Genomic DNA, 17,567 nt, shown 5'->3' on the forward strand with positions numbered 1-17,567 from the left:
AAGCTAATCGACTCAAGGCCCAAGTGAGACAGCGGCCCTGCGCAGGCAGGGCCGTTTTCTTTCCTCGCCAAGGAGCCTGCCCCATGAAAGCTGCCCTGCTGCTCGCCGCCCTGCTCGCTTCGCCACTGGCTCTGGCCGCCGGAACCGGCGCCACCTACCCCGATGACCCGCACAGCCCGGCGCCCAAGCCAGGTGTCGACAGCACCCTGAACCCCGTCGAAAAGCCCATGCCGCGCGATACCGACCCGCGGATCAAGGGCAACGACCCCGACAGCCCGCCGGCCGAGCACAAAGATGAGCGCGACTTGCCCGGCATGGGCGGCAGCGGTTCGGAGGGGATGGGACGTGGTGGCGATGGCTCAGGGGGTACGGGCAAGCCTTGAGGCCTCAGCCCCACATACCCCGGTAGGAGCGGCCTTGTGTCGCGATGGGGCGCAAAGCGCCCCCACAATCTCAGTGTCGCCGCGAAGAGGGCCGGGGCGCTGTGCGCCCCATCGCGGCACAAGGTGATCGCGCCCAGGTCACCATTGGCGCTTGTCTGGCCGGCTCAGGCCAAGCTTCTCGATCTTGTAGCGCAGCATGTCCCGTGACAGCCCCAGCAAGCGCGCCGACTTGGTGACGTTCCAGTCGGTGCGGTCGAGCGTGCGACAGACCATGTCGCGCTCCATGTCCGGCAAACTGCCGGTCGCCTCCGGCTCGTGGCGATGCGCCTCGTACACGGCCATCGGCGCGGGCGCAGCCAGGGGCTCATCGACCAACGTCATGCACAGGTTCAACTGGTGCGCGCCAATCACCTCGCTGGGGGCCAGCAATACGGTCTGCTCGAGCATGTTACGCAGCTCGCGCACGTTGCCCGGCCAACTGTAGCCAAGCATCAGCGCCTCGGCTTCGGCGCAAAACCGTAGGTTAGGCTTGCCATAGCGCCGCCCGTGATGGGCCAGGAAGTGTCGGGCCAGGCGCAAGATGTCCGGCCCCCGGGCATACAGGCGCGGCACCTTCAGGGCGATGATGCGCAGGCGGAAGAACAGGTCGCGGCGGAACTTGCCCTGCTGCACCATTTGCTCGAGGTTGCAGTTGGTAGCGCTGATCACCCTCAAGTCCACCTTGCGTTCCTTCACCGCGCCGATGCGACGGATGCAGCGATCTTCCAGCAGCTTGAGCAGCTTGGCCTGCAGCACCAGGTCCATCTCGCCGATCTCGTCGAGGAACAGCGTGCCGCCATCGGCCGCCTCGACCAGCCCCACCCGGCGCTCCTTGGCGTCCGTGAAGGCGCCCTTCTCATGGCCGAACAGCTCGGCCTCCAGCAGGTTGGCCGGAATCGACGCGCAGTTGAACTCGATGAACGGCCCTTTGGCGCGGCTGCCGTCAAAGTGCAGGGCACGGGCCACCAGTTCCTTGCCGGTGCCGGTCTCGCCCTCCACCAGTACCGGCGGCAGGTCGTCGCTGGCCATGCGCCGCTCGGCATCGAGCAACTGGCGCAGGGTGTGCTTGAGGTCGAGCATCACCGGCGACTCGCCAATCAAGGCCTGCAACCCCGACTTCTGTGCCTCGCGCTCCTGGTAGAACGACAGCGTGCGCTCCATGCGTTCGGCGGCCAGGGCCTTGTCCAGCATCAGCTTGAGCTCGGCGAGCACCACCGGCTTGGTCAGGTAGTGGAAGGCGCCCTCCTTCATGGCCAGCACGGCGTCCTCGACGTTGCCGTAGCCGGTCATCATGATTACCTTCAACGCAGGCACCTGGGCCACCAGGGCACGCAGCAGGTCGTGGCCGCTCATGCCGGGCAACGAGTTGTCGGTCAGCACGGCGTCGGGCTGGGCGCGCTTGATCTGCTCCAACGCCAGCTCCGCGCTGTGGCACACCATGACCTCGAAGCCCTTGAGGCTCAGGTAGGTGCGAATGTTGTCGGCAAGGATTTCATCATCCTCGACCACCAGGATGCTGTGTTCCATGGTCCCCTCCCGCTGCGATATTGAAAGTCAGGCTGACGCGGGTTCCTTCCTCTTCGCGGCTGGTCAGTTCGACCGCGCCGCCAAAGCGTTCCATGATCCGTTTGACCAGGGCCAGGCCGACACCGAGGCCGCCCTGCTTGGTGGTGAAGAAAGGCTTGAACACCATGCGCCGTTGTTGCTCGCTCATCCCTTTGCCGGTATCGCTGAGCTGCAACTGGGCCTGCTGGCCATCCACCTGGTGCACCTCGGCGCGCAGCTCGCCACCCTGGGGCATGGCCTCCAGGGCGTTGGCGAACAGGCTGTTGAGGATCTGCGTCAGTTGCAGCGGCTGGCTGGCCACCCATTGCACGACCGGGCCGGCGAAGCTGAAACGCACCTGGTTGCGCTCGATCTGCAGGGCGAAGGTTTGCCGGGCATCCTCAAGGGCGGCCACCAGGTCCACTGCCTCGGGCTCGTCGCTGGTCGGGCGCAGCGAAACCAGCAGGTCGCGCACCCAGCGCGACATGCGGTCGACCTGGGTGATGATGTCGACGATGTTCTTCTGCGCCGCGGGGCTGGCGATATCCTGGGCCAGCTCGGCGCTGGAGCGGATGTTGGCCAGCGGGTTGCGCAGGCTATGGGCCACCGCCGAGGACATCTCGCCCAGGGCCACGTAGGTTTCGCTGGCCACCAGTCGCTCCTGTTGGTGCTGCAGCAAGCTGGCGGCGCGGCGCACGATCCAGAACAGGCCGAAGTAGATCAATGTTCCCCCCACCAGGGTCGAGGCCCAGATCAACACGTAGCCACGGTGGATGCGCCGCACCAGGTCCTGCGGCTCCTTGTAGATCTCGACCATGCTCAGCACCTGCTCGCCCTGGCTGTCGAACAGCGGGATGTAGTTCTCGATGAACAGGTGCCGCGGCTCGCGCTGGAACTTCTGTTCCTCGCGTTCCTCGTCGGCCTTGTGATAACTGGCCGACACCGACTTGCGCGAATGGAAGGCCTGCTCCAGGTCGTCATCCTCCTCGATGCGCTGGCCGATCAACTGCGGGTTGGTCGACCACACCACCGTACGGTCACGGGCGTAGACGTTGGCCAGCAGGGTATCGGGCAGGTGCTCGACATGGTCGAGAAATTCCACCCGGGTGGCTTCGGCCAGCTGTGGGGTGAACTGCAGATGCTGCTGGTCCAGGCGCGGGTCGAGCAGCTCGCCCATGGTCACCCCCGGCGGCAACTGCGAATGACGCACCTCGGCCTGGGCCATGGCCTGGATGAACTGCGCGGTGAGCATGGCATCGCGCTCGACGCTGTCGCGTACCACGAAGCGCGTCGACACATAGCCCAGGCCGCCGGCCACTGCCGCGATGATCAGCAGGCTGACCAGCGAGAACCAGCGCAGCAGGTTGAACTCGTGCAGCGGCGTGGCCAGCCCGGCGGAGGCTGCAGCAGTTTTGTCGATGGCTTGGTTGTCGAGCGTCTGCATCGCGTCGTTCCCGCCTTTGAGCCAGTGAGGCCACCGGCACGCTGTCGCTACCGGTGGTAGCCCTGTAACGGCCGACAGTCATGACGAACTGGCGGCCCTGGTGAGGTGAAGCAAAAACCCGGCCATTCCTTTTAAAAAAATAAAATCTCTTTAAAAACAATTAGTTATTAGATTTTTGTAAAGTTTATTCTTGAAAAATCCCCCATATTCGGGGAAACACCAAAAAATAATAAATTCAATTAAAACAATTAGTTATAGAACTATTCTAATCTAGAAAATCAACTATTTACCACCCGGAAATTGAGCGAAACCCGCGTCCCCAGCCCAACACGGCTGCTCAATCTTACCGACCCCCCATAGCGCTCCATGATCCGCTTGACCAATACCAGCCCAACCCCCAGGCCGCCCTGCTTGGTGGTGAAGAATGGCCGGAAGGCCAGGCGCTGTTGCTGCTCGCTCATGCCCTTGCCAGTGTCCGAGAGGCGCAGGGTCAAGCCACGCCGATCATTGCGCGCCACCTCCACGCGCAGTTCGCCGCCCGGCTCCATCGACTCCAGGGCATTGGCGATCAGGCTGCTGAAAATCTGCCCCAGCAGCACCGGCTGCCCCAGCACCTGGACCCGCGGCACCTCGGCCACGCTCAAGCGGATGCCACCCCGCGCCAGCGCCGTGGCGAACGCCTGCAGGCTGTCATCCAGCGCTTGGGCGACATCCACCGGTTGCGCCTCGTCGTTGAGCGGCCGCAGCGACTGCAACAACTCGCGAACCCACTGCGACATGCGGTCGACCTGGCTGATGATGTCATTGATGTTCTTCTGTGCCGGCCCCTCGTCGAAGGCCTGGGCCAATTCGGCGCTGGAGCGGATACTGGCCAGCGGGTTGCGCAGGCTGTGGGCCACCGCCGACGACACCTCGCCCAGGGCGACGAAGGTTTCATTGCCGATCAGGCGCTTCTGCTGCACCGCCATCAACCGCGCGGCCCGGCGCATGATGCCGTACAGCCCGACATAGACCACGCCCGCCCCCACCGCGATGGCCAGCCAGATCAGCAGTAGGCCATGCTCGATGCGCACGATCAGGTCGTGGGGTTCCTTGTAGATCTCGACCATGGCAGTGACGTTCTCGCCATCGGCGTCGAACAGCGGGATGTAGTTCTCGATGAACAGCTGTTCGGGCGGGGTGACGAACTTCTGTTCGCTGCGCGCCTGCTCGAAGTCGTGGTAACTGGCCGAGACCCGCATCTTGTACTCGAAGGCCTGGTCCAGGTCGTCGTCCGATTCGATCAGACGGCCGATCAAGGCCGGGTTGCTCGACCAGATCACCGTGCGGTCCGGGGCATAGATATTGGCCAGGAGCATATCCGGCAAGTGGGCGATATGGTCGAGGAACTCGCCCCGGGCCTTGCGCCGGGCCTCGGGGTCGACATCCGGCATGCCGTGGTCGGTGCGCGGGTCGAGCAGTTCGCCCATGGTACGCACATTGGGGATCGACACATGGCGCACCTCGGCGTCGGCGATGGCGGTGATGAACTGGGCGGTGAGCAAGGCGTCGCGCTCGACGCTTTCGTTGATGATGAAGCGGCTGGAGATCAGGCCCAGCCCCGCCGCCACCGAAACGATGATCGCCAGGCTGACCCAGGCGTACCAGCGCAGCAGGTTGAACGACTTGCGCCCGGTACTGGCGTCGGGTGTGTCGGGGCGGGGGGCGAGGTCCATGGTCGGGCTCCGCGGCTGGGCACGTCTACAGGTTATAGCCCAGAGTTGGAGGGCCAGGGGTGTTGGCGGCTCATAGCCGCCGCAACCCCAACGCCGAACCTGCTGATCACAGCGGCGAATCCTCAGCCAACCCCCGCAGCAGGCGATACTCGCGCAACACATTGGGTACATAGCGCTGGGTCTCGGCAAACGGCGGCACCACCCGTCCGCGGCTCAACACCGCATCTGGCCCGGCGTTGTAGGCCGCCACCGCCAAGGTGATGTCATTGTCGAACAGTTTCAGCATTTGCTTGAGGTAACGCGCTCCGCCGCGCACGTTGGCCTCGGGGTCGAGCACATCCTTGACCCCCATCTCCTTGGCCGTGTCCGGCATCAGCTGCATCAGCCCCGCCGCCCCCTTGGCCGAGCGTGCCTTGGGGTTGTAGCCGGACTCGGCCTTGATCAACGCATGTAACAGCGCCTGCGGCACATCGCTGGCCAACGCGGCGGCAGCCACCACATCGGCGTAGGGTCGCCCGGTGACCAGTTGCGCATTGACCGGCCCGCCGGCGATGCCGGTCTCGCTGATCACCCGATCATAGTGCCGTCCTGGCCGATGCACGTTGGACAGCACGAAGCCGCCCTTGCCGTCACGAGAGATGTACACATCGGCCTGGGCGCCCAGCACCATCAGCCCCATCGCCAGCCCGCTCACTCCCAGGATCAGTCCACGCATGTCGGTCGCCTCCACGCCGTGTGCCCCAATGTTGGGGGAAATGCCCCGCGAAGCCGGGCTTTGAGGCTGTGACGCAAGCAGCGTGCCGCCTGCCATCGCGCCTGCGGCAAGGGCCCGAGGCAGACGTGCACGGCTGTTGCATGGGGTCTGTTGCGCAAGCCTGCCCACGCACCGGAGGACTCACCATGCAGCGCAACAACCCTCGCCAACGCGGCTTCACCCTGCTCGAACTGTTGGTGGTGCTGGTGGTGCTCGGCCTGTTGGCCGGCATCGTCGCGCCCAAGTACTTCGCCCAACTGGGCCGTTCCGAGGCTAAGGTGGCGCGGGCGCAGATCGAAGGCCTGGGCAAGGCCCTGGACCTCTACCGCCTGGAGGTCGGCCACTACCCCAGCAGCGAGCAGGGCCTGCAGGCACTGGTGGCTGCCCCCAGCGGCGAGGCACGCTGGTCTGGCCCCTACCTGCAAAAGGCCGTGCCCCAGGACCCCTGGGGGCGGCCATACATCTACAAGCAGCCTGGCGAGAGCGGCGGCGAATACGACCTGTTGTCGATGGGCAAGGACGGCCAGCCCGGCGGCGACGGGGAAAACGCCGAGATCACCAGCTGGCAATGAGGAGCCCGACCATGCGCTACCAGCTCAAGGCCCTGGGCAGCCAGGGCGTGGTGCAACTGCAGGTGGACGCCGAGGACATCGAGCAGGCCCGCCGCCAGGCCGAGGACCAGGGCCTGCGCGTGCTCAGCGTGCGCAGCCGCGGCCTGGCCTGGCGGCGCCGCGCCGCGGCGTTCGACCTGGTGCTGTTCAGCCAGGAGCTGAGCACCCTGCTCAGCGCCGGCCTGCCGCTGATCGACGCCCTCGAAAGCCTGGCCGAAAAGGCGCCTGACGGCACCGCGCGCAAGACCCTCGAGCAACTGGTGCGCCAACTCTACGAGGGCCGCTCGCTGTCCCAGGCCCTGGCCCTGCAAGCGCAGGTGTTCCCCGCCCTGTACGTGGCCCTGGTGCAATCCAGCGAGCGCACCGGCGCGCTGGGCGACGCCCTGGGCCGCTATATCGGCTACCGGCAACGGCTCGACCTGGTGCGCCAGAAGCTGATCGGCGCGTCGGTCTACCCCTTGCTGCTGTTGCTGGTCGGCGGCGGCGTGGTGCTGTTCCTGCTGGGCTACGTGGTGCCACGTTTCAGCCTGGTGTTCGAGGGCATGGGCAGCGAGCTGCCGTGGCTGTCCCAAGTGCTGATGCAAATCGGTCTGTTCCTGCATGCCCAGCAGGTGCCGCTGGGCCTGGGCAGCCTGGCCGCTATCGGTGCCCTGGTCGCTCTTCGCCGCCACCACGCGGTACAGCGCTGGAGCAACCGCCAGTTGCGGCGCCTGCCGGCCTTGCACCAACGCCTGGTGATGTACGAGCTGGCGCGGTTCTATCGCTCGCTGGGGATCCTCCTGCAGGGCGGCATTCCCATCCTCACCGCCTTGGGCATGGCCCGCGGCCTGCTCGGCAGCGCCGGCGCCGAAAGCCTCGGACAGGCCAGCCGGCGGGTCGCCGAAGGCTTGGCGCTGTCGGATGCACTGGAAGCCGCGCAACTGGTGACACCGGTGTCGCTGCGCCTGCTGCGCGCCGGCGAGCAGTCGGGCAACCTGGGGGAAATGCTCGAGCGCTGCGCCGACTTCCACGACCAGGAGATCGGGCGCTGGGTGGAATGGTTCGTCAAACTGTTCGAGCCGTTGCTGATGACCTTCATCGGCCTGCTGATCGGCCTGATCGTGATCCTGATGTACATGCCGATCTTTGAACTGGCGTCGAGCATCCATTGAACAACGGTAGCAACTGGCCATGCGCTTGGCTTAGCATGGTACGTTTTGCCGCCGAGAGCGCCTGCCCGTGTCGCTGAGCCTGCCGACCCTGATCCTGGTCGCCGTTTTCATCTTCGCCCTGATGGGCATCCTCACCCTGCATGCCTGGCGGCGCTGCGCCAGCGACCCGAGCCTGGGCTACCTGGGAGCGATGCTGCTGACCTCGGGGCTGGGGGTGGGCCTGATCGCCCTGCGTGGCCTGGGCATCGACTATCTGGCATTGGTGCTGGGCAATATCGTCCTGCTGACCGGTGCTGGCCTGGGCTGGACCGCCATGCGCGTGTTCGGCGGACGCCGCCCGCACTGGCCGCTGCTGCTGGCCGGCGCGCTGTTCTGGTGGCTGTTCAGCCTGTGGCCAGGTTTTCACGCCGACCTCGGCCTGCGGGTGAAGCTATATTCGCTGCTCACCCTGGGCTATACCCTGTTGTGCCTGCGCGAGCTGTGGCGACCGCGGGTGCGCCTGCAGGTGTCCTACACCCCGGCGCTGATCCTGACCGCCCTGCACGCCTCGATCTACCTGCTGCGCGCGCTGATCGACGATGGCCTGGCGCTGGACCAGGCGATCAACAACGGCGGCCCGCGCCCGGCGTTCTTTGCCTTGATCCTGTTCGAGTCGATGCTGTTCGCCATCGGCATTTCCTACATCACCCTGGCGATGGTCCGCGAACGCGCCGAAATCCAGCTGCGCGCCGCGGCCTACAGCGACCCGCTGACCGGCATCGACAACCGTCGGGCGTTCATGGAGCGCGGCGGGCAACTGCTGCTCGAGTGCGCCGCGCGGCGCGAGCCGGTGGCCTTGCTACTGTGCGACCTGGACCATTTCAAGCGGATCAACGACCAGTTCGGCCACCCGATGGGCGACCAGGTGCTGCTGGCGTTCGCCAGCGAGACCAGCCGGCACTTACGTCGTGGCGATCTGTTCGCGCGCATTGGCGGCGAAGAGTTCGCCTGCCTGCTGCGCGGCGTCGACGAAGCCGCCGCCGAGGTGGTGGCGCAACGTATCTGTACCGGGTTCGCCGGCATGCCACTGCTGGAGCCCGGCATGCTCGGAGTCAGCATCGGCATCGTCAGTCGTCCGGCGGGGGAATGCGAGCTGTCGCGGTTGCTGTCGATGGGCGACCACGCCTTGTATGCGGCCAAGCAACAAGGCCGCGGCCGGGTATTGCAGTACGGTGTCGCCTGATAACGCCCCACGGGCTCAGTAGTCGAACCGCTCCACCGCCCGGCGCCGCTCGTTGTCGTCGCGTCGGTCATACCCGGCGGTGGTCTGGATATTGGCGTGGTGCGCCAGCTTCTGCGCGATCGACAGGTCGTGCTCCTCGATCACCCGGGTGATGAACGCCCGGCGAAAGTCATGGGGCATGATCTTCGCCCCTACCTGCGCCCCGCGCTGGCGGGCAATGTAGTAGATGGCATGCTTGGTGATACGCGCCCGGGTGATATGGCTGCCGCGGCGGATACGGTTGAACAGGAAGCTGTCGTCGCGCTCGCCCGCCGGCAGTTGCTGGCGACGCAGGTCGAGCCAGGCCTGCAGCTTTTCGAAAGCCCAGGCCGGAGCATATTTGATCAGTTGCCGATTGCCCTTGGCCAGCACCTGGATACTGCGCTCCTGAAAATCCACCTGGGCCAGGTCCACGTCCACCGACTCCGACTTGCGCATGCCGGTGCCATACAGCAGCGCCAGGATCGCCGCATCGCGCACGCCCTGCGGTCGCGGGTCGGCCGCGCAGACGTCCATCAGCTCGCGGATCAGGCTGCGTCGCAGGTTGCGGCCCGCTGGCAGGCGGCTGCCACTGGCCGGCTTGATCTCGCGGATTTTCAGCAGTTGCTCATGCTCGATCAGGCCTTGGCGCCAGGCCTCGTTCATCACCCCGCGCACGGCATTGACGTACAGCGACGAGGTGTTGGGGGCATAGCCATCGGCGCGCAAGGCCGCCACCAGGGCGATCACATGGCCTGGCTCGAGGTGATGCCAGGGCACCTCGACGATGTCGCAGTCGACGAACCCCAGGCGATCGGCGGCATCCTGGAGGATATAGCGCATGGTCAACTGGCTGGATGGCGCCAGGCGGGCAAGGTATTGCAACAGCGGGTTACGCAGAAGCTCGGTCACAACGGGATCCTGTAGCGAGGCGACCTGGCCAGGTTGAGCCGAGGTCGCGCAAATCGAGTCCAATTGACAACCGTCAATGTCAAAGGGACTACAAATACCTGGAGTCATAATGACTCGATAAAGTGCCATCACCCTGATATGCAAGGGCTTTGCCGGTGGCACGGTTCGTGATGGTACCCCATTCACCCTTTCTGATCGAACCAAGGTCCCGCCATGCTCGTCCAGCCCGTTACCGCTCGTCCGCGCCAGGCACTCTGGGCACTGGGTTTTCGCCCATTCTTCCTCGGCGGCAGTCTGTTCGCCCTGCTCGCCCTGCTGCTGTGGGCCGGGGTACTGGCCGGCGCGCTGCAACCCGAGCCGCCCGGCGGCATGTTGGCCTGGCATCGCCACGAGATGCTGTTCGGCTTCGCCACCGCCATCATCGCCGGCTTCCTGCTGACCGCGGTGCAAAACTGGAGCGGCATCCCCGGCCTCAGCGGCCGGCCGCTGCAAGGGTTGTTCCTGCTCTGGCTGCTGGGCCGGGCCAGCTGGTTCCTGCCCTTGCCGGCCTGGCTGGTGCTGCTGATCGAGGGTGCCTTCCTGCCCCTGGTGGCCGTGACCCTGGCCCGTCCGATCATCCAGCGGCGCCTGCGCAACAATTACCCGATCGTCGTCCTGGTACTGCTGATCGCCGCCTGCCAGTGGCTGACCCTGGCCGGTTGGCTGAACCACAACGAGCAGTGGCAACGCCGCGGCGTGCTCGCCGGGTTGTGGCTGGTGGCGGCGATGATGAGCATGCTGGGCGGCCGGGTGATCCCGTTCTTCACCCGGCGCGGCCTGGGCAACATGAGCCCGACGCCGGTCCGGCCCTGGTTGGACCGCGCCTGCCTGGTCGGCAGCGTGGCGCTGCCGCTCAGCTATGTGCTCGGCCTCGGCGACCGGCCACACCCGGCGCTGGCCCTGCTGTTCGCTGCGCTGGCGCTGCTGCATGGCACGCGCCTGGTGCTATGGCATGACCGCGGCCTGTGGCGGGTGCCGCTGCTGTGGTCGCTGCACCTGGCCTACGCCTGGCTGATCCCGGCCTGCCTGGGCCTGGCCTTGTGGCATGCCGGAGTGGCGATCAACCCGAGCCTGGCGGCCCATGCCCTGACCGTGGGCGCCATGACCGGACTGATCGTGGCAATGATGGCGCGGGTCAGCCTGGGCCACACCGGGCGCCCCTTGCAGGTGCCGCGCAGCATTGTCTGGGCGTTTGCGCTGATCCAGCTGGCGGCATTGGCGCGGGTGCTGGTGGCACCGTTCACGCCGGCGGGGTTGGGGTTGTCGGTGCTGTTCGGCAGTGGCGCGTTGCTGCTGTTCCTGTGGCATTACCTGCCGATCCTGGCCCGGCCACGGGTGGATGGCATGCCGGGTTGAGCCCGAGTAGCGCAATCTGCCGGAGCCGTTGTAGGAGCCAGCCTTGCTGGCGAAGCAGGCAGCGCCAAGGCCATGGTCTACAGTTGCACAAACTCCCCCGGCAACGAGGCAGCATGGCTTTTCTTCGACTCACCCGCACCCATCCGCGCCTGAGCTTCGCCACCCTGGCCGGCCTGCTCGGCGGCTGGCTGATCCCCGCCGACGATACCGTGCAGCGCATCCTCGCCGGCTGGAACCTCGGCGTCTGGCTCTACCTGCTGATGGTGCTGTGGCTGAGCCTGCGCGCCAGCGCCGGGCAAGTGCGCAAGGTTGCCCGCCTGGAGGACGAGAACGCCGGCCTGGTGTTGATCACCGTGTGTGTCTCGGCCATCGCCAGCCTCGCCGCGGTCACCTTGCAACTGGTCTCCAGCCGTGGCCTGGAGGGCAGCGCCCTGGCCCTGCACTACCTGTACACCGGGCTGACGGTGGCAGGCTCATGGCTACTGATCGGCTGCATCTTCAGCTTGCACTATGCCCGGCTGTTCTACACCGGCGAGCGCCACGAGCCGCCGCTGCGCTTCGCCGACGGCGAACGCAACCCCGACTACTGGGACTTCCACTACTTCTCGTTCACCATCAGCGTCGCGGTGCAAACCTCCGATATCGGCGTCGCCGGCCGGGCCATGCGCCGGGTGGTGCTGGCGCATTCACTGGTAGGTTTCGTGTTCAATACGGCAATCCTTGGTTTCACCATCAACATCGCCGCCGGCCTGCTCAACTAGTATGCGCTGGGCGCACGCCGCAATGCGCCGGCACACCACCTCCAACGCCTCGACCGCCAGTACCAACCCCAGCCGTACATGCCCCGCCGTGCTTGGGCCAAAGGCATCGCCGGGCAGCAGCGCCACGCCCTCCTCGTCCAGCAGGCGCTGGGCGAAGGCCTGGGCGCCGAGCCCGGTGCCACGGATATCGAGCATCACGAACATGCCGCCAGCCGGTCGATGGGCGTACACCCCTGGGCAATCTTCAAGCAAGGCGCACACGCGGTCACGTCGCTGCCAATACGCCTGGCGCATCTGCCGCACCTGCGGCCCTGCCTGCGCCAGGGCCACGCAGGCCGCCTGCATGACGAACTCCGGCAGGCCGAACAACATGGCCATCACCAGGTTGCCCAGGTGCTCAGCCAGCGCGGGCGGGCCAATCACCCAGCCAACCCGCCAACCGCTCATGGCGTGGGACTTGGACAAGCTGTCGATGACCACGCAGCGCTCGGCCATGCCTGGCAGGCTCAGCGGGTCAGGCGCCTCGCCATCGTGCAGCAAACCCCGATAGACCTCGTCGCATACCAGCCACAGGTCATGGGCCTGGCACAGCTCGGCCAATTGCCCGAGCGTCGCGGCATCGATGGCCGAGCCGGTGGGATTGTGCGGACTGTTGAGCAGCAACCCGCGGGTACGCGGCGTGATGGCCCGCGCCACGGCCTGCGGATCCAGGCGAAAGCCGGTTTGCGCCGTCATCGACACCTGCACCGGCCGAGCGCCACAGGCGCCAAGCACGGCGTGGTAGGTCACGTACATGGGCTCGACGACGATCACTTCGTCACCGGCCTCGAACAGGCACTGGCAGGTGGCATACAGGGCACATTGGGCCCCGGCGGTCACCACCACCTGCCGCGGGTCCAGCCCCAGGCCTCTGTGCCGCACGATAGCCTGGCGCAAGGCCAGGCTGCCGCGCACATCGCTGTAGTGCGTATCCCCCCGACGCAGGCTGGCCACCGCAGCCTCGACCACCGGGGCCGGGGTGTCGAAATCCGGGTCGCCCACCGACAGCAGGAATACCTCGCGCCCCTGCTCGCGCAGGGCCAGGGCCTGGTAGTGGATATCCCAGGCCGCGGCGGCTTCGCCCGCGATCCGTTGGGTGAGCGTGGAATATCGCATGGCTGCCTCCCTGTCTGCCCGCTCGGCACCGCTGGTCCGAAAAGCGCTGCCGGTAACCTTAGCAGAGCGACACCCCTTGCCCGCCCTCGGCCCTAGAGGAAAACGTTTGCCCTGGCCAATGGCCGCCAACTGGTCGGCGTGACAAGACTGTGACAGCCGTCATGCATTAGTACATTTGCCATATTTTCCAGGGAACACTGCCATGGCAGGTGCTATGTTTAGGTTCCCATGGCCAGGATGGCCACACTGGCATCACTGCGCACTCACCGCGTTCAGGACACGAACAAGGAGGCTGGCATGAACAAGATGACGTTCCCCAACGCCTGCCAGGTGATGCGTTGGCATTTCCATCCGCTGGGCTTCGAAGCCAGCATGGACGCGCCACGCAGCATGGTCGCCCGGCTGTTCGACCGGGCCACTGGCGAAACCCTGCTGGCAGTAGCCGGCATTCCCTGCGCCACGGTCATGCCCGCGGCCGATGTCGAGCGGATCATCGAGGCGGTCGAAGCCGAGATGGACACCTTCGACCTGCTCGCCAGCCCGCTGCGCAGCGCGATTTAACCCGCCTGCTGCTGGCGCGCGCGCAGCGCCTGCAACCCCGCCATGAACTGCTCGGCCGGCACGGGCTGACCAAGCAGGTAACCCTGTAGCGAATCGCAGCCCAAGCGGGTCAGGAAGTCTTGCTGGCGGTCGGTTTCCACCCCTTCGGCGACAATCCGCAAGCCCAGCGCCTGGCCCAGGGCGACGATGGCCGAGACGATCGCCGCATCATCGCTGTCCTGCTCCAGGTCGCGGACGAAACCACGGTCGATCTTCAACTCGTTGGCTGGCAGGCGCTTGAGGTACATCAGGCTGGAATAACCGGTGCCGAAGTCGTCGATGGACAGGTCCACTCCCATGTCCGACAAACGCTGCAGCACATGCAGGCTGGCATCGGCGTCGCGCATGGCGGTGGTCTCGGTGATCTCCAGGGTCAGGTGGTTGGCTGGCAGGCCGTTGGCGGCCAACGCGGCGGCGACGCTGTCGACCAGCCCGACATGACAGAACTGGATAGCCGAGAGGTTGACCGCGATGCGCCAGTCATCATTCCCCTGGTCCATCCACTGGCGCATCTGCCGGCACGCCTCGCCCAGCACCCATTCGCCGATAGGGATGATCAGGCCGGTTTTCTCGGCCAGGCCGATGAAGCGGTCCGGCAGCATCAGCCCATGTTGCGGGTGCTCCCAGCGCAGCAGCGCCTCGGCGCCGATGGGCTGGCGCTGCACGGCGTCGAACTTCGGCTGGTAGTGCAGGCGGAACTGGTTTTGCTCCAGCGCCGTGCGCAGGTCCTGCAGCAATTGCAGCTGCTGGCGCGCGTTGCTGTTCATCGAGACGTCGAAGAAGCTGTAGCCGTTCTTGCCGGCGTTCTTGGCGTGGTACATCGCCGCGTCGGCGTTGCGCAGCAGTTCATGCTGGTCCAGGCCGTTGCCCGGGTACAACACGATGCCGAGGCTGGCCGACAGTTGCAGGTCGTGTTCGGCCACGCGAAACGGCCTGGCCATCAGGTTGACCTGCTTGACCGCGACATTCATGGCGTCGTCCGGCTCGTCCAGTTCCACCAGCAGCACGAATTCGTCGCCGCCGATCCGCGCCAGGGTGTCCTGGCTGTGCAGGTGGCCACGCAGGCGTGCCGCCACAGCCTTGAGCAACTGGTCGCCAACATGGTGGCCAAAGGCATCGTTGACCGGTTTGAAGCCGTCCAGGTCGATGAACATCAAGGCAAAGCAGCCACCCTGCTCCGCCACCCGGCCAATGGCCTGCTCGATACGATCGGCCAGCAGCGTGCGGTTGGGCAGCCCGGTCAGGGTGTCATGCAGGGCCAGTTGGGTCAGTTCCTGGTTGGCCAGGGTCAGCGAGCGGGCCAGCTCGGCAGTCCGCGCCTCCAGGCGCGCGTCCAGCACCGAGGTCAGCAAGGCCACTGCCAGCACTGCCAGGGTGGTGATCAGCACCAGGTAGTCCAGGCCATCGCCGGCCAGGCCCGTGGCCAGGGCGCCACAGAAACTGCCCTCGGGGAAATTGGCCGCCGCCATGCCGGTGTAGTGCATGCCGACGATGGCGATACCCATCACCACCGCCGCCACCCCACGGATCTGCCGCACATACGGCGTGTGCTGGCGCAGGCGGAAGGCGATCCACAGCGCGGCGGCCGAGGCCCCCACCGCGATGCCCAGCGAGGCACCGAACAGGGTCGGGTCGTAGTCGATGCCCGGCTGCATGCGCAGCGCCGCCATGCCCATGTAGTGCATGCAGGCGATACCGGTGCCCATGATCAACGCGCCGAACGCCAGCTGCAGCCACGGCAGTTTCGGCTGGCTCACCAACCACAGGGCGAAACCCGACGAGGCCACCGCGATCAGCAGCGAAAACGCGGTGAGCGCCGCGTCGTAGCCCAGCTCGATGGGCAGGCTGAAGGCGAGCATGCCGATGAAGTGCATCGACCAGATGCCGATCCCCATGGCGAACGCCCCACCGCCCATCCACAGGTACACCGCCCGGCCCTTGGCCGTGGCGATGCGTCCGGTGAGGTCCAGAGCGGTGTAAGAGGCAAGAATGGCCACGCACAGCGAGATCAGCACCAGCGAGGAGGAATAACTACCAATCAGCATGCGTACTTCCAGGAGCAGGCCAAGGGAGGCCCGGAAAAGCCGATAATTGTACTCAAGCTTTAGCGAAACGCACGGGGTTTTCACTGCCCTGGATGGATCCAATGTACGGCTGCAAGCGTTGGCGGCCTTGAGGTAGAGCCGTTTCGCGGGACAATAAAGGCATATTGCCACTTATCGATTGATGTCCCTGAGCTCAGGTGCATGCCGCAATCCACCACCCCAAGCGAAGCGACTCCCGCTAGACTAAGCAGGCCAACACTCGAAGACAAACCTTCAGGAGCTCGCGATGGCCACCCTGCCCGGGCGCATCCCCTTGCTCGTCATCACGCTGCTTGCCATGGCCGTGGTCACGGGCTGTTCCAGCAAGCACAGCAACAACCGTTACGCCGCCCAAGGTGCCAAATGCTACGCCAAGGCCCTGCCCAGCAGCGGCGAAGGTGGCCTGGCGTTCGGCCCGACCTTGGCCATGGCCAGCAAGAAGTCGCTGGACAGCTGCGTGCGCTACGCCAGCCGTTCGGGCGGTACGCCTCGCACCTGCCAGGTGGTGCTGGCCAAGTGCAAGGGCTGAGCTAGCCGAGCGCCTCCGCGATCAGCCCGGCGATCTCTTTTGCCCTGGACGCCAAGGAGGCATGGCTGGCGTCCAGGGTGATCATGTACGACGGTCGGCCTGCTATTCATCAAGGATGAGCCTCAGTGAGTGATGGTGCGCGTGGCAAGAGCATAGGCCAGCCCTCCAAGGGCATTAGAACAAGGACATTGGCGCCGGCCTTGGCTACTTACCGGGCCGACTCGGCTTGCTGGCGTTGCCAGCGCCGCAGGTTCTGCTCCACCAGTTGCCCCGGCAGCGGCCCGGCGACCAGCTCGGCCACCTTGCGGGCCAGCTGTTCGCGCAGCGCCGGCACATTGCAACCAGACTTGCGCGACAGCGCCAGGTACAGGCCCTCGCTGGAAATCGGCGGGTCGAGGATGTCCAGCGCCTGGTCCTTGTCCAGGGTACGGGCCAGCGCCAGCCCGGGGTAACGCTCGAACAGCACGTAGTCGCTGCGCCCCAGCAGCAGCTTCTGGAACGCCTGGGAGGCGCTCGGTACGGCTTCCAGGTTCAACTGTGCCCGCGCATAGTCGTCGAAAGCCTGGCCATGGCTGTTGTTGACCAAGGTCCCGCCACGCCGGCCCTTGAGGTCAGACCAGTCGTGGTAGGTGAAGCCTTCGCCCTTGCGTACCCAAGCCACGCTGGAGGTGTACAGGAACGGCGGGCTGATGAAGTCGGTCACCAGCGCCCGCGCATTGGTGCGAAAATACCCGGCCAGCAGGTCGACGCGGCCCGTGTTGACCTCTTCCTGCGCCCGCGACCAGGGCCCCACGTACACGACATCCACCACCAGCCCGAGCGCCTTGGCAACATGCTGGAGCAGGTCGGCGTTGGCGCCGATCAGTTGCTGGGGATTTTGCGGGTCACGCCAGAGGTACGGGGGGTATTCCGGGTTGCCGGTGGCGCTGAGCTGCCGGCAGTCATCCGTGGCCAGCGCGGCCTTGGGCAGCCAGGCCAGGGCGAGCACCAGCAGCGCAGGCAGGGCCAGACGACGTCCGCTCATGATGGTCCTCGCACGGTGAAATCACGCCACTGATAACGTGGCTTTACACAGTGTGCACGAGAAATGGCCGATCGCCACGTTTTGTCTGCGCGCGATGGTGCGGTACAGCGTCACGTGCCGGGCGCCCACAGGTTTAAGGCAGATCGCAGACGGCGTAGGAGCCGGCTTGCCGGCGAACACCGGCGCTGCCGGTGCCAACCTGCGCGGCGCCTGCTTCGCCAGCAA

Annotated in this window: 16 protein-coding genes and 1 pseudogene; 8 read left to right on the plus strand and 9 right to left on the minus strand. The window is 65.9% G+C overall.

Features of this window, described 5'->3' with window-relative positions:
* The first annotated feature begins 83 nt into the window (after positions 1-83).
* Positions 84-383 carry a hypothetical protein gene (locus tag E3U47_RS04165; protein ID WP_134689745.1) on the plus strand — a complete coding sequence of 100 codons (300 nt, stop codon included), beginning with the start codon at positions 84-86 and terminating at the stop codon, positions 381-383.
* Between the two features lie 138 nt (positions 384-521).
* Here E3U47_RS04165 and E3U47_RS04170 read toward each other — a convergent pair whose 3' ends face one another.
* The 4 genes from E3U47_RS04170 to E3U47_RS04185 form a co-directional block, all read right to left on the minus strand.
* A complete protein-coding gene (locus E3U47_RS04170; RefSeq protein ID WP_134689746.1) occupies positions 522-1,949 on the minus strand; it encodes a sigma-54 dependent transcriptional regulator in 1,428 nt (475 codons plus the stop codon).
* The gene (locus E3U47_RS04175) at positions 1,918-3,411 is read right to left on the minus strand and encodes a HAMP domain-containing sensor histidine kinase (RefSeq protein WP_134689747.1); all 1,494 of its coding nucleotides are present in this window, start codon (positions 3,409-3,411) and stop codon (positions 1,918-1,920) included. Before E3U47_RS04175 ends, E3U47_RS04170 begins: the two co-directional genes overlap by 32 nt.
* Positions 3,412-3,689: 278 nt before the next feature.
* Positions 3,690-5,126 carry an ATP-binding protein gene (locus E3U47_RS04180; RefSeq protein WP_134689748.1) on the minus strand — a complete coding sequence of 479 codons (1,437 nt, stop codon included), beginning with the start codon at positions 5,124-5,126 and terminating at the stop codon, positions 3,690-3,692.
* A 106-nt stretch (positions 5,127-5,232) separates the two neighbouring features.
* A complete protein-coding gene (locus tag E3U47_RS04185; protein WP_134689749.1) occupies positions 5,233-5,841 on the minus strand; it encodes a lytic transglycosylase domain-containing protein in 609 nt (202 codons plus the stop codon).
* A gap of 185 nt (positions 5,842-6,026) precedes the next feature.
* Here E3U47_RS04185 and gspG point away from each other — a divergent pair, with 185 nt between their 5' ends.
* The 3 genes from gspG to E3U47_RS04200 all read left to right on the plus strand — a co-directional run bounded on the left by gspG (position 6,027) and on the right by E3U47_RS04200 (position 8,864).
* The gene (gene gspG, locus E3U47_RS04190; RefSeq protein WP_134689750.1) at positions 6,027-6,452 is read left to right on the plus strand and encodes a type II secretion system major pseudopilin GspG; all 426 of its coding nucleotides are present in this window, start codon (positions 6,027-6,029) and stop codon (positions 6,450-6,452) included.
* Positions 6,453-6,463: 11 nt separating this feature from the next.
* Positions 6,464-7,642 carry a type II secretion system F family protein gene (locus E3U47_RS04195; protein WP_134689751.1) on the plus strand — a complete coding sequence of 393 codons (1,179 nt, stop codon included), beginning with the start codon at positions 6,464-6,466 and terminating at the stop codon, positions 7,640-7,642.
* A 67-nt stretch (positions 7,643-7,709) separates the two neighbouring features.
* On the plus strand, positions 7,710-8,864 hold the full coding sequence (locus E3U47_RS04200; RefSeq protein WP_167659434.1) for a diguanylate cyclase: 1,155 nt from the start codon (positions 7,710-7,712) through the stop codon (positions 8,862-8,864).
* Positions 8,865-8,879: 15 nt separating this feature from the next.
* Here the strand turns inward: E3U47_RS04200 and xerC are convergent, their stop codons facing one another.
* Positions 8,880-9,725 carry a tyrosine recombinase XerC gene (gene xerC / locus E3U47_RS04205; RefSeq protein WP_372239475.1) on the minus strand — a complete coding sequence of 282 codons (846 nt, stop codon included), beginning with the start codon at positions 9,723-9,725 and terminating at the stop codon, positions 8,880-8,882.
* Positions 9,726-10,007: 282 nt separating this feature from the next.
* On the opposite strand from xerC, the gene E3U47_RS04210 reads away from it, so the two are divergent.
* Positions 10,008-11,189, plus strand: coding sequence for an NnrS family protein (locus E3U47_RS04210; protein WP_134689753.1), 1,182 nt, complete (start codon positions 10,008-10,010; stop codon positions 11,187-11,189).
* 113 nt (positions 11,190-11,302) lie between these two features.
* On the plus strand, positions 11,303-11,950 hold the full coding sequence (locus E3U47_RS04215) for a DUF1345 domain-containing protein (RefSeq protein ID WP_134689754.1): 648 nt from the start codon (positions 11,303-11,305) through the stop codon (positions 11,948-11,950).
* On the opposite strand, the gene E3U47_RS04220 is transcribed toward E3U47_RS04215, so the two are convergent.
* Positions 11,876-13,105, minus strand: a complete 1,230-nt coding sequence (locus tag E3U47_RS04220) for a pyridoxal phosphate-dependent aminotransferase (protein ID WP_134689755.1) — start codon at positions 13,103-13,105, stop codon at positions 11,876-11,878. The genes E3U47_RS04215 and E3U47_RS04220 overlap by 75 nt on opposite strands.
* Before the next feature lie 297 nt (positions 13,106-13,402).
* Here E3U47_RS04220 and E3U47_RS04225 point away from each other — a divergent pair, with 297 nt between their 5' ends.
* The gene (locus tag E3U47_RS04225; protein ID WP_134689756.1) at positions 13,403-13,666 is read left to right on the plus strand and encodes a DUF1652 domain-containing protein; all 264 of its coding nucleotides are present in this window, start codon (positions 13,403-13,405) and stop codon (positions 13,664-13,666) included.
* Here E3U47_RS04225 and E3U47_RS04230 read toward each other — a convergent pair.
* A complete protein-coding gene (locus tag E3U47_RS04230; protein ID WP_134689757.1) occupies positions 13,663-15,750 on the minus strand; it encodes a bifunctional diguanylate cyclase/phosphodiesterase in 2,088 nt (695 codons plus the stop codon). The genes E3U47_RS04225 and E3U47_RS04230 overlap by 4 nt on opposite strands.
* 286 nt (positions 15,751-16,036) lie before the next feature.
* Here E3U47_RS04230 and E3U47_RS04235 point away from each other — a divergent pair, with 286 nt between their 5' ends.
* A complete protein-coding gene (locus E3U47_RS04235) occupies positions 16,037-16,318 on the plus strand; it encodes a hypothetical protein (protein ID WP_134689758.1) in 282 nt (93 codons plus the stop codon).
* 1 nt (position 16,319) lies between these two features.
* Here E3U47_RS04235 and E3U47_RS04240 read toward each other — a convergent pair.
* Both E3U47_RS04240 and E3U47_RS04245 read right to left on the minus strand, forming a co-directional pair.
* A pseudogene (locus tag E3U47_RS04240) lies at positions 16,320-16,412 on the minus strand (alpha/beta hydrolase); the annotation flags it as partial.
* A gap of 114 nt (positions 16,413-16,526) precedes the next feature.
* Positions 16,527-17,342 carry an ABC transporter substrate-binding protein gene (locus tag E3U47_RS04245; RefSeq protein ID WP_134689759.1) on the minus strand — a complete coding sequence of 272 codons (816 nt, stop codon included), beginning with the start codon at positions 17,340-17,342 and terminating at the stop codon, positions 16,527-16,529.
* Positions 17,343-17,567: the final 225 nt, after the last annotated feature.

Source organism: Pseudomonas sp. RIT623 (genome assembly GCF_004519305.1).
In the GTDB taxonomy this organism is placed as follows: domain Bacteria; phylum Pseudomonadota; class Gammaproteobacteria; order Pseudomonadales; family Pseudomonadaceae; genus Aquipseudomonas.